The organism is Rhodococcus sp. KRD197 (assembly GCF_017168235.1).
Taxonomy (GTDB): Bacteria; Actinomycetota; Actinomycetes; order Mycobacteriales; family Mycobacteriaceae; genus Rhodococcoides.
Map to the genome: position 1 here is coordinate 31,391 of NZ_JABFAO010000002.1, position 14,692 is coordinate 46,082.

Annotated in this window: 13 protein-coding genes and 1 tRNA gene; 9 read left to right on the forward strand and 5 right to left on the reverse strand. The window is 65.7% G+C overall.

The genetic code is table 11. The features are described 5' to 3' along the window. Window positions 1–10: 10 nt before the first annotated feature. Window positions 11–775 (reverse strand): deoxyribonuclease IV, encoded by a 765-nt coding sequence (locus tag J1M86_RS02395; protein WP_075837855.1) that lies wholly within the window; start codon window positions 773–775, stop codon window positions 11–13. A gap of 73 nt (window positions 776–848) precedes the next feature. On the opposite strand from J1M86_RS02395, the gene J1M86_RS02400 reads away from it, so the two are divergent. From J1M86_RS02400 to J1M86_RS02420, 5 genes are all read left to right on the forward strand, one after another. Beyond that, window positions 849–1,580 carry an ABC transporter ATP-binding protein gene (locus tag J1M86_RS02400; protein ID WP_075837856.1) on the forward strand — a complete coding sequence of 244 codons (732 nt, stop codon included), beginning with the start codon at window positions 849–851 and terminating at the stop codon, window positions 1,578–1,580. Between the two features lie 59 nt (window positions 1,581–1,639). After that, a complete protein-coding gene (locus J1M86_RS02405) occupies window positions 1,640–4,162 on the forward strand; it encodes an ABC transporter permease (RefSeq protein ID WP_206509112.1) in 2,523 nt (840 codons plus the stop codon). Window positions 4,163–4,279: 117 nt separating this feature from the next. Next, window positions 4,280–6,871, forward strand: coding sequence for an alpha/beta fold hydrolase (locus tag J1M86_RS02410; RefSeq protein WP_206508700.1), 2,592 nt, complete (start codon window positions 4,280–4,282; stop codon window positions 6,869–6,871). A gap of 140 nt (window positions 6,872–7,011) precedes the next feature. After that, entirely contained in the window at window positions 7,012–7,881 is an 870-nt protein-coding gene (locus J1M86_RS02415) for an alpha/beta fold hydrolase (RefSeq protein ID WP_206508701.1), read from the forward strand. A gap of 1 nt (window position 7,882) precedes the next feature. Further along, window positions 7,883–8,518: an LON peptidase substrate-binding domain-containing protein gene (locus tag J1M86_RS02420; RefSeq protein WP_075837900.1), complete on the forward strand. Its 636-nt coding sequence runs from the start codon at window positions 7,883–7,885 to the stop codon at window positions 8,516–8,518. 74 nt (window positions 8,519–8,592) lie between these two features. On the opposite strand, the gene J1M86_RS02425 is transcribed toward J1M86_RS02420, so the two are convergent. Then, window positions 8,593–8,666: transfer RNA gene (locus J1M86_RS02425), tRNA-Met, on the reverse strand. A gap of 51 nt (window positions 8,667–8,717) precedes the next feature. Beyond that, window positions 8,718–9,311 (reverse strand): DUF998 domain-containing protein, encoded by a 594-nt coding sequence (locus J1M86_RS02430; RefSeq protein ID WP_241259519.1) that lies wholly within the window; start codon window positions 9,309–9,311, stop codon window positions 8,718–8,720. 173 nt (window positions 9,312–9,484) lie between these two features. On the opposite strand from J1M86_RS02430, the gene J1M86_RS02435 reads away from it, so the two are divergent. From J1M86_RS02435 to J1M86_RS02445, 3 genes are read left to right on the forward strand one after another with little or no spacing between them, the layout of a single operon-like run. Further along, window positions 9,485–10,033, forward strand: a complete 549-nt coding sequence (locus J1M86_RS02435) for a TetR/AcrR family transcriptional regulator (protein ID WP_075837858.1) — start codon at window positions 9,485–9,487, stop codon at window positions 10,031–10,033. Continuing rightward, window positions 10,030–11,367, forward strand: a complete 1,338-nt coding sequence (locus tag J1M86_RS02440; RefSeq protein WP_075837859.1) for an AarF/ABC1/UbiB kinase family protein — start codon at window positions 10,030–10,032, stop codon at window positions 11,365–11,367. The genes J1M86_RS02435 and J1M86_RS02440 overlap by 4 nt, the downstream gene beginning before the upstream one ends. 31 nt (window positions 11,368–11,398) lie before the next feature. Further along, a complete protein-coding gene (locus J1M86_RS02445) occupies window positions 11,399–11,734 on the forward strand; it encodes a glutaredoxin domain-containing protein (RefSeq protein WP_075837860.1) in 336 nt (111 codons plus the stop codon). Window positions 11,735–11,747: 13 nt separating this feature from the next. Here J1M86_RS02445 and J1M86_RS02450 read toward each other — a convergent pair whose 3' ends face one another. Continuing rightward, window positions 11,748–12,725, reverse strand: a complete 978-nt coding sequence (locus J1M86_RS02450; protein WP_206508703.1) for an NADPH:quinone oxidoreductase family protein — start codon at window positions 12,723–12,725, stop codon at window positions 11,748–11,750. A gap of 147 nt (window positions 12,726–12,872) precedes the next feature. Between J1M86_RS02450 and J1M86_RS02455 the strand changes: the two genes are divergently transcribed. Then, complete coding sequence (locus J1M86_RS02455) at window positions 12,873–13,790, forward strand: amidohydrolase family protein (RefSeq protein ID WP_206508704.1); 918 nt, start codon at window positions 12,873–12,875, stop codon at window positions 13,788–13,790. Here J1M86_RS02455 and J1M86_RS02460 read toward each other — a convergent pair. Further along, window positions 13,777–14,634, reverse strand: coding sequence for a patatin-like phospholipase family protein (locus J1M86_RS02460; RefSeq protein ID WP_206508705.1), 858 nt, complete (start codon window positions 14,632–14,634; stop codon window positions 13,777–13,779). The genes J1M86_RS02455 and J1M86_RS02460 overlap by 14 nt on opposite strands. Window positions 14,635–14,692: the final 58 nt, after the last annotated feature.

The following is a 14,692-nucleotide window of genomic DNA, read 5'->3' on the forward strand; positions in this document are numbered from 1 at the left end:
GCAGAACGATCTACAGACTTTTCAGGAACCGGACGTCCTCGGCGAGCCCCTCGGCGGGCGTTTCCAGGATCACCGGGGCGCCCGAGGCCTGCGCCACCGCCGTCAAGACCTCGGCATCGATGGTCCCGTCCTCGAGATTGGCATGACGGTCCCGAGCCGAATCGAACTCGTCACGTGAATTGTTCAGGTGCACAAGGTCGATTCGACCGGTGATCGCCTTGATGCGATCGACCACACCGACCAACTCCTCGCCACCGGCCCAGGCATGGCAGGTGTCGAGGCAGAACCCGGCACCGAACTCACCGACTGCGTCCCACAGGCGCGCGATGTCGTCGAAGTGGCGCGCCATGGCGAAGTCACCGCCCGCGGTGTTCTCGATGAAAATCGGAACCCCGAATCCACCCTCGCCCACCTGGCGTTCGAACAGCTTGCGCCAGTTCTCGAAGCCCTTCGCGGTGTCCTCTCCGTCACGGACGTGGCCCCCGTGCACCACCAAACCGATGGCGCCGATCTCGGCGGCCGCGGCCGCCTGCTCGATGACAGCCTTGCGCGAGGGGATACGGATGCGGTTGTTCAGGCTCGCCACGTTCAGCACGTACGAGCTGTGCACCACGACGTCGATGTCGCTGGCCTTCAGCTCTTCCCCCTGCGGGTGCGGCTGCAGCTTGTTCCATTTCTGCGGGTCGGTGAGAAACATCTGCACGAAATCGACCCCGAGGCTTTCGGCCGAACCGATGGGGTCGGCACTGTCACGAACGTGTGCTCCGATGCGCATGATCCAATAGTAGGGGCGCACTCGGGGTCTTCCCCGATAGTGGCACCGCGAAAACACTGGAACACTGAAGCGCATGACTGATACCGCCGCCCGCGCTACGGCGCTCACCAAGACGTATGGCTCCGGGGACACCCAGGTTCACGCATTGCGGGAGGTGAGCGTGACGTTCGACCGCGGCGAGTTCACCGCCATCATGGGCCCATCCGGGTCCGGCAAGTCCACGCTGATGCACTGCCTGGCCGGCCTGGACACCGCGACCTCGGGCACGGTCACGATCGGCGACACCGATCTGACCGACCTCGACGACAAGCAGATGACCGCGCTGCGCCGAGATCGGATCGGTTTCGTCTTTCAGTCTTTCAACCTGGTCCCGACGCTGACCGCGCTCGAGAACATCACCCTGCCGCTCGACATCGCGGGTCGAGCGGCCGATCAGGAGTGGCTCGATACCGTCGTCGACCGTCTGGGGTTGCGTGACCGCCTCGATCACCGTCCGAGCGAACTGTCCGGCGGGCAGCAGCAACGCGTCGCATGCGCGCGGGCTCTGGCCGGGCGGCCGGACATCGTGTTCGGCGACGAGCCCACCGGCAACCTGGACTCGCGGTCCTCGGGCGAGGTGCTGAGCATCCTCCGGGCGGCCGCAGACGAGTTCGGGCAGACGGTGGTCATCGTCACGCACGATCCGCGCGCCGCGGCCTACGCCGACCGGGTGGTCTTTCTCGCCGACGGAGCTGCCATCGACGAGCTCGCCAACCCGACCGCCGAGGGCGTCCTCGACCGGATGAAGCAACTCGAGACGGTCTGATCATGCCGGCTCACGCAGCAACCACCACCGCCCGCCGGAAATCGACCCACCAGAACCCCATGCGCACCGTATCGCTGCGCAATCTCGCGGCCCACAAGGTTCGACTCGCGCTGACTGTCCTGTCGGTGGTGCTCGGAACTGCCTTCGTCGCAGGCTCTTTCGTGTTCACCGACACCCTGCAGCGCACCTTCTCGTCCATCTTCTCCGACACCGCGCAGGGCGCCGACGTCCGCGTCAGCGCCGAGGACGTCCGTTCGAGCGGAGTCCCCGTGGAGAACGCCGAGATCATCGCGGCACTCCCGAACGTCGATCGAGTGGTTCCATACGTCAGCGGGCAAATCGTCGTGATCGACGAGTCCGGTTCGGCGGTGCAGACTGGCGGCGCCCCCACGATCGGTGAGGTGTACACCCCGGAGGACCAACGTCTCGGCGTTCCCACGGTCTTCGCACAGGGCACTGCACCGACTGCACCCGGAGAAGTCGCCATCAACGAGGGCGGCGCCGAACGTGCCGGGCTCGGTGTCGGCGATTCGACCCAGGTGCTGGTGCCCTCGAAGGGCACGGTGGACGTCACCGTGACAGGAATCTACGAGACGGCTGTCGAATCCGGTGGCTTCATCGGCGTCCAGTTCGTCGAAAGCCAAGCAGCCGAACTGTTCTCGGACGGCGCACACGTCGAGTACTACGACGTCGCCGGCAACGACCTCGCCACACGTGGCCTGACTCCCGACGACCTGCGCGAGGAGATTGCTCTCGCGCTACCGGATCTGAAGGTTCAGACCGCCGACGAGGTTCGCGACGAGGCACAGTCCGAGATCGAGTCCGCGCTCTCCTTCGTCAACTACTTCCTCCTCGCGTTCGGCGGCATCGCGCTGCTCGTGGGGACGTTCATCATCTACAACACCTTCTCGATGATCGTCGCGCAGCGTGTACGCGAACTCGCTCTGCTGCGCGCCATCGGAGCGAGCCGCGGCCAGGTCAGCAGATCCGTCGTGCTCGAAGCGCTGGTAGTCGGGGTGATCGGCAGCGTGCTCGGCTTCGCCGGCGGTGTCGGTCTCGCGTACGGACTGCGGGCTCTGCTCAACGCGTTCGACCTCGGATTGCCCTCCGGCTCGTTGGCACTCGAACCACGAACCGTCATCGTTGCCTTCGCAGTGGGCATCTTCGTCACCGTGCTGAGCGCTTACGCCCCGGCCAGACGCGCCGCGAAGATCCCACCGGTCGCGGCGATGCGCGAGGAATTCGCCTCGGCCGGTGACAGTCTGCGTGTGCGCACACTCGCCGGGCTCGTCCTCGGCGCACTCGGCGCGGTAGCCGTCGTCGTCGGCGCCCAATCGACGGGTGGTTCAGCGGCAGCGACCGTCGGCGTCGGTGCCGTCGCGGTGATCATCGCTGTCGCACTGGCGGCGCCGTCGCTCTCGCGCCCCATCGTCGGGGCCCTGGGTGCGGTGCTGACCCGTCCGTTCGGAGCGATCGGGCGGCTGGCCCGCACCAACTCCGTTCGCAATCCGCGGCGCACCGCGGCCACGGCTTTCGCGTTGATGCTGGGCTTGATGCTCGTATCGGTGATCGCCGTACTCGGCTCGACCGCCAAAGCCAGCGTCGACGCGCTCGTGGACACCGGAGTCGAAGCCGACTACATACTCAGCGGCCCGCAGTCCATCGGCGTTCCGACCGGAGCAGGCCAGGCTGCGCGCGACGTCCCCGGCGTGGACAGCGTCGCCATCCTGCATCCGGTCTCGGTGGACATCGACGGCGAAGAGGCTTTCGGGGTTGCGCTCGATGGCAGCCCGGAAGGACTGTTCGACAACGCCGTGGTGGCGGGAAGCCGAGAACTGACCGGGGACAGCATGGCGGTTTCGGAGTCCGCGTCGCGCAACGAGGACTGGACTCTGGGCTCGGTCGTCGAGCTCGAATCCGTCGACGGCCGGACGGTGCCGGTCACGGTGACGAGCATCTACGAGGACAGCCCACTGGTCGGCGACTGGATGGTGTCCGAGGAGGTCTACCAGCAGGTCACACCGAGCTTCGTGCGCTCGGACATCGTCGTTCTCGTCGGGGCCGAACCCGGCACCGACCTCGACACCCTCCGCACCGATCTCGAAGCTGCCACGGCGACCTTCGTAGTCGTGCAGGTGCAGGACCGCGAAGAGTTCAAAGGCGCGCAGAGCCAACAGATCGACACCCTCCTCGCCGTTCTCTACGGCCTACTCGCACTCGCGGTGGTCATCGCGATCCTGGGAATCGTCAACACGCTGGCACTCTCCGTCGTCGAACGACGCCGCGAGATCGGGATGCTGCGAGCCGTCGGGATGCAACGGGCGCAGGTGCGACGGACGATCTATCTGGAGTCGATGTTGATCGCCCTCTTCGGCGCCATCGTCGGCCTCGCGCTGGGAGTCGCGTTCGGGTGGGGGTTCGTGCGAACGCTGCGCGACGAAGGGCTGGACACGTTGACCATCCCGTGGGGGCAGTTGCTCGCGATGCTCGTGGGTTCGGCCGTGGTGGGGGTGCTGGCCGCGCTGTGGCCCGCGATTCGCGCCGCCCGCACCCCTCCGTTGGAGGTTGTCACAGAGGCGTGAAACCCATCGGTTGCGGACAAAAGGGTCACGGAGTTACCTTGTAGCGTGTAAAACAGACCCAACGACGGTTTTCACCCGAAAATCTGAATGGTCTGCAGGCACCTGCACGGGAGGGTCATGTCGATCCACGGCCTCGATACGCGCCCCTACCCCGCACTGGCTCCACTCTGTCGACCGGACACCCGGGACACGCTGCTCGCTCGGCTGCGCGAGGTCGCGCACGCTACGCCGAGCGCCACGGCGGTCGTTGCCGACGACGGAGCCGTCACCTTCGACGAGTTTCTGCACCGGGTGTACGCCGTAGCTCGCACGATCGCCGCCATCACGCCCGACGAGACCCGTCCGGTCGCCGTCGAGACTGCCTGCACCACCGGGGCCATCACTCTGATGCTCGCAGTGATGGCCTCGGGCCGGGCCCTGGTCCCGCTGGACCCGAACCTGCCCGAGGGTCGACAGGAGAACATCGTCGGCCAAGCCGGTGCGCGGCGCATAGACGTCGCCGATATCGAGCGCGCCCAGGAGTCGTCCGAGCCACTGCCCAGGGTCACCGGCAGCCGGATCGCCTTGATTGCGTTCACCTCCGGTTCCACCGGCACCGCCAAAGGCGTTCTCCTGAGCCACCGCATGTGTCTGACCAAGGCGTACGAGGTCAGTTCCTCACTCGGCCTTTCGCCGTCGAGCCGGGTCGGGAACGCCCTGCCGATCAGTTTCGGCGCTGGCATCAACACCGTCTTCGCCGGAATCCTCAGCGGCGCAACCGTATACTGCCGAGACCCGCGTAACTCCCACTCCGACAATGTTATTGAGTGGATTTCGCAGCACGAGCTGACCACCCTGCACTGCTCGCCTTCGCTGGTACGCAGCATGGCGCCGAACTCGCGGAGCTCGCCGGTCCACGTGGTCCCCGACAATGCGGTGCCGTCCCTCAAACACGTCGTCACCTACGGCGAACCGCTGCACGCCAGGGACGTGCTCGCCATCCGCTCTGCCTCGGGCTCGGGCGCGATCATCGTGAACTGGTACGCCACCACCGAAGCGGGCGCGGTTGCACGCCAAGAGTACCGAGCAAGCGATGCGCTCCCGGCCGGATTCTTGGCCGCCGGTACGCCCCCACTCGGCAAGACACTCGATATCGTTCTCCCCGACGGCCAGCTCGCTCGGAGCGGTGAGGTCGGGCAGATCCGCGTCACCGCAGACTGTTTCGCCGACGGGTACCTGCATCTCACCGAGCAGACCGATGCCCGGTTCACCACCGACTCGGGATTGCGCCGCTATTGGACGGGCGATCTCGGCCGTATCGATGACCACGGGGTGCTCCACCTCGTGGGCCGGGTCGACGACGCAGTGAAGATCCGCGGCTACCAGGTCGAACCCGCCGAGGTCGAAGGCGCCTTGCGTTCGATTCCCGGCATCACCGATGCATTCGTGACCTCCCGCTCCGACGATTCGGGGACCGAACTCGTGGCCTATTTCGCCGGCACGAAGGACGCCGAAGCCGGAGTTCGGCGAGCACTGCGCGAGGCGCTGCCCGAATGGATGATCCCTCAGCACATCAGCGCGTTGGCAGCGATTCCCCGGACCGACCGCGGCAAGGTCGATCGCGCTGCGCTGCCCGACGCCGTGCGCCTGCCCGAGGAAGCTTCGGAATCGGTGCTGGTGGGGGCCACGGAGAACTGGCTCGCCAACATCGTGGCCCGCGAACTCGGCCGCACTGCCCTGCATCGCGATGCCGATTTCTCCGAGCTCGGTGCCACCTCACTGGCGATCACTCGAATTCTCGTCGAGATTCAGCAGGCATTCCATGTACAACTCTCACCGGCCGACGTGGTCGACGCGATGACCGTGCATGCCCTGGCGGCCGTGATCGACGAGCGACATGCGTCGGTCGACCGCGCCAAGTCCGGGAGCAAGAACTCTATTCTGGTGCCGCTGCGAACCGAGGGTTCCAAGGCACCTCTGTTCGTCGTCGCGGGTGCAGGCGTGCCGGCGGTGGGACTGGCCACCCTGGCCAAACGTCTCGAGGATCGGCCCGTGTACGCGCTACAGGCGCGGGGTCTCGACACCAGGGCGCTGCCGCATCGCACACTGAGGGGCGCCGCGCGGGCGTTCGTCCGCGAGATCCAACGTGTACAGCCGCACGGCCCCTACAACCTGGCCGGTCACTCGCTGGGAGCCTGGATCGCGCTGGCCATGGCCGAGATTCTTCGGTCACGAGGCGAGGTGGTCGAGCAGGTCGTCCTGCTCGACCCGCGGTTGTACCGGTGGCTGCTCGACAAACTGCCCGGTGGAGAACGGCTCGAAGCCGCGCCGCCCGACGTCGGCAATCCGCTCTATCAGAGGAATGCACGGGTGGTGCTGCGTCAGGCATGGCGGGTGGCCGCTGCAGGTTTGGTTCGATTCACCACCACCGAACGGTGGCTTGCATTCGCGATCATCGGCTCGATGGCCCTGCAACGCCACAAACCCACCCCCTACGACGGGCAGACCACCGTGATCGTCAGCGACAACAACACCCACGACCTCGCATCCTGGCAGGCCATAGCACCCGGCAGCGAGGACATTACGGCCGTTCCCGGCCCCCACCTCGGGTTGGTTCGCGAGCCCGTTGTCGCAACGGTCGCCCAGGTGATCGACCGCGCGCTCGATACGCATTCCCGAGACACCCACACGCGAGCATCGGACAAGCAAGCATTGGACAAGCAACTGTGACCTCAGCGCACGCACTGGGCATGCCACTGATGGCCTCCATCGCAGCTCACAGGTCGACAGACTGTCCTCAATCGGGGCTACCGCGTAGGTTGGGCATCGATGCTGTTGTCGGCAACATGCAGCGAGGAGGCTCGACTTCGATGAAAACCTATGAGCTCGACTCCGTCGAGCTGCACAAGGACACACTCCGCTACGTGGACATCGGCGACGGCCCGCCCGTCATCCTGGTCCACGGGCTGCTCGGTTCCCATATGTCCTGGGCGGGGCAGATCGAACGGCTATCCGAACGCTACCGCGTGATCGCACCCGATCTGTTCGGTCACGGCAGCTCGGACAAGCCCTCCGGGGACTATTCACTGAGCTCGCATGCAGCGACTATCCGCGACCTGCTCGATCACCTGGGAATCGATTCGGCACCCATGGTGGGGCACTCCTTGGGTGGGGGCATCGTCATGCAGACGGTGTATCTGTTCCCCGAGCGAGTCGAGTGTCTCGCTCTGGTGAGCAGCGGCGGCCTCGGACCGGAGGTCAGCCTGCTCCTCAAGGCCGCAACACTTCCCGGCAGCGAACTCGTCCTTCCGATTCTCGCCTCGGACTGGGTGCGCAAGAACGCCGAAAACGTCATCGGTCAGCTCGATAGATGGGGTCTGCCGGTCAAGCCCGGTGCGAGCATGGCCGAAACGTGGAGGTCGTTCCAAACCGTCGCGGATAAGGGCTCTCGCGGGGCTTTCTTGGCTTCCACTCGCGCCGTGGTCGGGCCGCGTGGTCAAACCGTCAGCGCAAAGCAGCATTTCGCGAAGTTCGAAACGATGCCTTCGCTCCTCATCTGGGGCAGCAAGGATCGGATGATCCCGGCTTCGCACGCGGACAACATTCGCCGCGAAGTACCCAACTCCAGGGTCGAGATCTTTCCCAGCGCCGGCCATTTCCCGCAGCTCGACGAGCCGGACCTCTTCTTCCGCATCCTCGACGAGTTCCTGTCATCGAATCGGCCGGCCGACGCGCACTGACATGGCGATCACCCCGATGTTTCCGCTCGGCAGCGTTCTCCTACCGGGCGAAAAACTACCGCTGCACATCTTCGAACCGCGCTATCAGCAGATGCTGGCCGAATGCATGGCGATGGAGGACCCGAACTTCGGCGTCGTACTCATCGCGAGAGGACACGAGGCCGGCGGCGGGGATGTGCGTCACGATATCGCCGTGCGAGCTCATGTCGTCGCGCATCGCGAAATCGGCGATGGTCGGCACCTCGTCGAATGTGTTGCCGGTGAGCGGATTCGCGTCGACGCCTGGCTCGAGGACGAGCCGTATCCGCGCGCGGACGCCCGAGCCTGGCCCGACGAGGACGACGGAACACTGACGGAGTCCGAGTTCGACGAGCTTCGAGCCAAGATCACCGACCTGTACCGACTGGTGGGTTCACTCGCCGAGGCGGAGGGCAGTCAGCCGCCCAGCGATCCGGAGTTCTCCGACCTGCCCGCGGACCCCGGTGAACGACTGTTCATGATGGCCGCGCAGATTCCGATGGGGCAGTCGGACCGCCAGGACGTTCTGGAAGCTCCAGGCGCGGCAGCCAGGATGCAGGCGATATCGGAGGCCATCGAGAACGTCGCAGACATCGTCCGGTTCAGGCTGTTGCAGTAGCAGAAACAAGACTGTTGCAGTAGCAGAAACAAGAAAACCCCGAAGGCCGAAGCCTTCGGGGTTTTCTTCTTTTGTAGCGGGGACAGGATTTGAACCTGCGACCTCTGGGTTATGAGCCCAGCGAGCTACCGAGCTGCTCCACCCCGCGTCGGTGTTCCTCAAAGGTACATGCGTTGCGCCGCAAACCCCAATCGCCTGGTCAGCCCGTAACTTTGCTGCGAGCGGACCGCAGCAGTGCCACTGCGGTCATCAGCTCCCACGCGACGAAGGTGTAGATCGGCGCCCGTTCGACCGCTCCGATCGGCCCGATGCCGGCAACGAGCAGCGCCGACACCGCGAGTCCGGCCACACCCAGCGCGGTACTGGCCGTCCGGTACCACCGCGGACAGGAGGGCACTCCCGTTCCCACCGTCACCGCGATGACGTTGCCTGCCGCGATCGACAACACTGCGCCGACCACGTGGACAGCGCCGTCACCAGCAGGTACCACCGCGATCAGCACGCAGCCGGTGGAGTAGGCCGCCACCGATCCCAGGTACACCCGCTTGCGGCGTCCACGCAGCAGGCTCGCTGACAACGCGCCGGCAGCGGCCACGGACACCGCAGACAGGCAGAACGATGTGTTGACGACGTCGTGCCACGGCGATTGGCCGGAAACCCCGAGCTCGCTGACCGTCTGGCGTAGGTAGCTGTAGCCGTCGTACTTCGACGCGGTCAGAGCCTCGCCCACGAGGTACTGCACGGCAGCGAAGCCGAACAGCCCTGCTGCTGCGCGTGCACGAACGTTCGACAAGCTCGACTCCTCGGGTGCGAAGATGCGGGCGTTGTACCGATAGGTACAGTCGGAATCGTTCCGCGCAGTGTGGCGCGAAACATCCCCGAGGAGCAACTGTGACACGCGAAGCTCGAGCCCGCACAACTGGAACTCGAACGACAGGAACTCGAACGACAGGCGACCGGCGGGACGTGGTCCCACTGCTGGCCGGCGTCTTCGGCGATCACGGCTGGAACGGCTCGTCCCTGTCTCTCATCAGCAGCAAGACAGGCCTCGGCAAAGGCAGCCTCTACCATTTCTTTCCCCGCGGAAAGACGGAGATGGCGGAGGCGGTACTCGACGACGTGGACATGTGGTTCCAGGTCAACGTGTTCGCCCCGCTGCAGAGCGCCACCGACGCCAGGGCGCGCTCGCACGAGATGTTCGCGCAGACACTGAAGTACTTCCAGTCGGGTAGGCGCGTGTGCTTGTTCGGCGCGTTCGCGCTCGGCATGGAGCGTGGCCTGTTCGGGGGCCGCGTCGCCAAGTACTTCAGCGACTGGATCGACGCACTCACCCCGGTGCTGCGGCAACTCGGCCACGGCGAGGATGCGCGCGGACTGGCCGAGGAGATCGTCGCGGGAATCCAGGGCGCACTGGTACTCGCACGGGCATCCGAGGACGGAACCCGCTTCGAGCGCCTGCTGGCTCGTCTCGAAGCCGCAGCACTCGATACCACCGGGATGGAGGCGGCACGATGAGCGCAACCCCCGCACCGCCGCTGCGCAAGTTCGGCCTCCGCGAATTCACGCGAATGCTGGTGATCGGCACTGTTCTAGTCGTCTACCAGATCGTCGCCATCGGTAAATGGATCCGCCGTCCAGGACGGGGATGGGCACAACACGCCTCCGAAGGTGTGGTCGACGCGTTCTTCTCGCTCGGCCCGACGTTCGTCAAGGTCGGGCAACTGATGGGGTCGTCCCCGGGCATGTTCCCGAAAGTCCTCGCCGATACCTGCCTGCGCTGCCTCGACGAGGTTCCCCCGTTCCCGGGAGCGCAGGCCCGCGCGATCATCGAAGCCGACCTGGGCCGCAGCACGGACGAGTTGTTTCAACGGTTCGACGACGAGCCGCTCTCCTCGGCTTCCGTTGCGCAAGTGCACCTCTGCATCCTCGCCGACGGACGTGAAGCCGTCATGAAAGTGCAGCGCCGAGGCATCTATCACCGGATGAAGGTCGACCTGCGTATCGCCTACGTGTTCGCACGCGCTCTGGAGAAGTACATCGGTTTCTTCCAGACAGCCAACGCGTCCGCCATCATCGTCGACCTGCATGCGGCAACATTCGCCGAACTCGACAGTGTCGTCGAAGCGCGTCGACAAGCGGCGTTCCGAGAGGCGATCTCGGCGTTCGGCGACAACGAGTACGTCACCGCGCCCGAGGTGATCGGCGAATACTGCGGCAACCGCGTCATCTGTATGGAACGGATGCACGGCTCACCACTCGACCAGTGCACACCCGGGGACACATCCGAGCTGGTCGTCCGGCGTGCGGCCAAGGTATGGATGGAGGCGCTCGTTCTGCACGGACTGTTCCACGGCGACGTTCACGCGGGCAACGTGTGGGTACTCGACGACGGACGAGTGTCGTTCCTGGACTTCGGCGTCATGGGCGAGCTCGACGAGCAATGGCGTTCGCTTCTGCAGGACTTGTTCCACGCCACCGTCATCGACGGAGACTTCACCCGGCTCGCCACCAGCGTCAAGCGTCTGGGCATCATTTCCGAGGAGGTAGGCACCGACGCCGAGGTAGGCGCAATCCTGCAGACGGTATTTGCCCCGATGCTCTCCGATACCCTGGCGCACTTCAGCTTGACCGATTTCATCAAGGCACTCGTCGGCATGGGCCAGCAGTACCGGACGTCGAGTCCTGAGGAGTTGATCCTCGTCGGCAAGCAACTCGGCTACTTCGAGCGCTACGCGATCGAGCTGGCCCCGAACTGGGCACTCGGAACAGACCCGTTCGTGTTCAAGAACGTCTTCCCGGCAGAGGTCGCAGCCCTGTCCCAGGCCCGCGGGACGGAACTACCGGACTAGCTCGACCGCACACCGACAAGAAGGAGCACCCATGACAACACCCGCATATGTCGACGGAATCGAGGTCATGTGGAGACCGGGCTGCCCATTCTGCATGAAGCTGCGCGGTGCGCTCAAGCTTCGCGGAGTAACCACCACCGAGGTCGACATCTGGTCCACGCCAGAAGCCGCCGCGCGGGTCCGCGATGTCGCCGACGGCAACGAGACTGTCCCGACGGTGTTCATCGGCTCCCGCGCACTCGTCAACCCGAGCGTGCAGCAGGTGATCGCCACTGTCGAGCAGGAGTTGCCGGATCGCGCCGGTGACCTGCTGGGGTCGAAGGGCGGCCTGTGGAGCAGGCTGTTCGGTTCAGCGCGGAAGAACTGAACCGACGCACACCTCAGTTGCCCAGTTGTAGCACCACTTTGCCGGCGGCAGTACGGTTCTCGAGCGATGCGATGGCCTCACCGGCCTTCTCCAGCGGGAACACCGACGGTTCGGGGGCGGTGAGCGTGCCGGTGGCCAGCAGCGGTTCGAGCTCGGCCCATTGCGTCGCGAGGTAGCCGGGACGCGTCATCCACCATGCACCCCAGCCCACTCCGACGATGTCGACATTGTTGAGCAGCAACCGGTTGACCTTGACCGTGGGGATCTCACCGCCCGTGAAGCCGAGCACGAGAATGCGTCCCGACGGCGCCAAGCTTCGGATGCTGTCGGTGAAACGATCGCCGCCGACCGGGTCCACCACAACATCGACGCCCTTGCCGCCGGTGAGCTCCTTGACCGCGTCCTTCCACCCGTCCACCAGCACTACGTCCGTGGCCCCGGCAGCCTTCGCGATCTCACCCTTCGCCTCTGTGCTGACGACGGCGATGACGCGAGAAGCTCCGAGTACCGGTGCCATCCGCAGCGCGGAGGTTCCGATGCCGCCGGCGGCGCCGTGCACCAGCACCGTCTCACCCTCGGCGAGTCGGCCACGTTCCCGCAGCGCGAAGTGAACCGTCAGGTCGTTGAACAGAAGCCCAGCGCCGGCCGTCAACGACACCGCGTCGGGCAGCGCGAAGACGGTGTCGGGGGAAACCACGACCACCTCCGCCATGCCGTCGGACAGCCCGGTGAGTGCAGCGACCCGGTCACCGGCGGTCAAGCCCGAGCCCTCGGGCGCCGACCGCACGATTCCGGCGACCTCGCTACCCGGGACGAAAGGAAGCTCCGGCTTGTACTGGTACAACCCCCGCGTCAGCAGGGCATCAGGGAAGGCGACACCCGCGGCGTGGACGTCGATGACCACGGCGTCGTCCCGCGTGGCCGGTTCGTCGACGTCGACGATCTGCACCGACTCGGGTCCGTCGAGGCTCGTGATGTGTACCGCGCGCATGTACTGTCCTCTCGCTGGCGTCCCTCGGTGCGTCAGACACGCGGGGGTGGGGCGTTGAACGTGTTGTGACCCACGGTACAAACCCGCCGAACCGTCGTTGTACCCGGCTGTGCTGGAATCGACGGATGAGCATCAGGGGCAACAGCCGTGTCGAGCACTGAAGCGTCGCAGATCCGGGCGTTCTGGGAGAACCTGGAGCTCCCCGGCATCTTCGACGTGCACACCCACTTCATGCCCAACAGCGTCATGGACAAAGTTTGGGCCTACTTCGACTCGGCCGGCGAACAGTCCGATCCGGCCACTCCGCAGGCTCCGCTCCTGCCCACCGGGAAGCGATGGCCGATCACCTACCGGCACGATGAGGACGTGCGACTGAAAACGTTGCGCGAGTTCGGTGTACGAGGGTTCACCTCGATGATCTATCCACACAAGCCGGACATGGCGGCGTGGCTGAATTCTTGGGGTGCGGAGTTCGCGGAGCGGACACCGGACTGCGTTCGAACGGCCACGTTCTATCCGGAGGAATCGGCGGGCCGATACGTCTCGGACGCCATTTCCAGTGGGGCGCGGATCTTCAAGTCGCACATACAGGTCGGCAACTATGCTCCGAACGACCCGCTTCTCGATCCGGTGTGGGGCGCCATCGAGGACGCGGCAGTACCCGTCGTCATCCACTGCGGTTCCGGACCTGCCCCCGGTGCATACACCGGGCCGGACCCCATCGCGGAACTCCTGCGCAGATTTCCTCGGCTGCCCCTGATCATCGCGCACATGGGCATGCCGGAGTACCTGGATTTTCTCGCCCTGGCCGAGCGCTATTCGGAGGTGCGCCTCGACACCACCATGGCGTTCACCGACTTCTCCGAGGCCTCGGCTCCGTTCCCTCCAGCGGAGCTACCGAGACTCCGAGAGCTGCAGGGGCGCATCCTGTTCGGGAGCGACTTCCCCAACATTCCGTACCCGTACCTGCATGCTCTCGAGGGGGTGGCTCGACTCGGTCTCGGCGACGACTGGGTCCGCTCCGTCGTGCACGACAACGGAGCGGCGCTGTTCAGTCGCGAATGAAGTCGCGCACGGTGCCCGCGATGGTGCCGCCCTGGCGAAAACCGGCCTCTGCGCAGCGCGCCCGGACCGCCGGGTCGGTCGGATCCGGTCCGATCGCGGCCAGCGCATCGTCGTCGGGACGAATGACCTCCACAGCCGACCCGCGAGAAATCAGATAGTCACGCTCACCCTCGAAGGGGTCTTCCTCCGGGGACGCGGCACCTACCTGCAGCACCAGTACGCGCTCGAAACCCACTGCGAGGTCGGCATTCTCGCTCGACCGCACGCCACCGTCGATGTACCGGTGAACGCCGATGGTCACCGGAGGCCACATTCCCGGGATCGCGCAACTCGCGGCTACGGCGTCGACCAGTCGCACGCCCGAGTTTCGGTCCAGGACGCGGTGGCGACCGGACTCGGCGTCGACCGCGACCACCCGGAGGTCGCGGGAGGGCCAGTCGTGCGAGGGCAACCGTCTCGCGATGACGGCCCGGCGCTCGGCCTCGGTCACCGTCGATGCCGCCAGCGCGGCCTTGCCGACCAGGCGTGCCAGCTCCAATCGATCGCCGCCCGCGTTCTCTGCGGCACGATCGAGCATCTCGTTCAGTTCCTCGATGGACACCTCCGGCCGCGGCTCGTCCACCTGTAGGTGCGGGTCCACCTGACGGTCGTACAGTTCGCCGAGCCTGACACCGCTGCTGACCTGCGCGACGACGGTCGATCCTGCCGATGTGCCGAGGAGCATGTGCGAGCAGTCGGGTGAAACGACGTCGACACCCGCTTGCGCCAGCCCGTGCAATACACCCGTCTGCCACGCGATACCGGCGACTCCGCCGCCGCCCAGAACCAACGCTGTTCGCGTCATCTCCCACCCCTCCCGGTAAGCCCCAGAAATGAGAACCTACTAGGAAGGCCGCCCGGAC

Excerpts from the sequence above, each read along its gene's own strand:
- J1M86_RS02410 (WP_206508700.1), top strand. The coding sequence starts at position 4,280 with ATGTCGATCCACGGCCTCGATACGCGCCCCTACCCCGCACTGGCTCCA.
- J1M86_RS02415 (WP_206508701.1), top strand. The coding sequence starts at position 7,012 with ATGAAAACCTATGAGCTCGACTCCGTCGAGCTGCACAAGGACACACTC.
- J1M86_RS02400 (WP_075837856.1), top strand. The coding sequence starts at position 849 with ATGACTGATACCGCCGCCCGCGCTACGGCGCTCACCAAGACGTATGGC.
- J1M86_RS02460 (WP_206508705.1), bottom strand. The coding sequence starts at position 14,634 with ATGACGCGAACAGCGTTGGTTCTGGGCGGCGGCGGAGTCGCCGGTATC.
- J1M86_RS02445 (WP_075837860.1), top strand. The coding sequence starts at position 11,399 with ATGACAACACCCGCATATGTCGACGGAATCGAGGTCATGTGGAGACCG.
- J1M86_RS02420 (WP_075837900.1), top strand. The coding sequence starts at position 7,883 with ATGGCGATCACCCCGATGTTTCCGCTCGGCAGCGTTCTCCTACCGGGC.
- J1M86_RS02440 (WP_075837859.1), top strand. The coding sequence starts at position 10,030 with ATGAGCGCAACCCCCGCACCGCCGCTGCGCAAGTTCGGCCTCCGCGAA.
- J1M86_RS02405 (WP_206509112.1), top strand. The coding sequence starts at position 1,640 with ATGCGCACCGTATCGCTGCGCAATCTCGCGGCCCACAAGGTTCGACTC.
- J1M86_RS02395 (WP_075837855.1), bottom strand. The coding sequence starts at position 775 with ATGCGCATCGGAGCACACGTTCGTGACAGTGCCGACCCCATCGGTTCG.
- J1M86_RS02450 (WP_206508703.1), bottom strand. The coding sequence starts at position 12,725 with ATGCGCGCGGTACACATCACGAGCCTCGACGGACCCGAGTCGGTGCAG.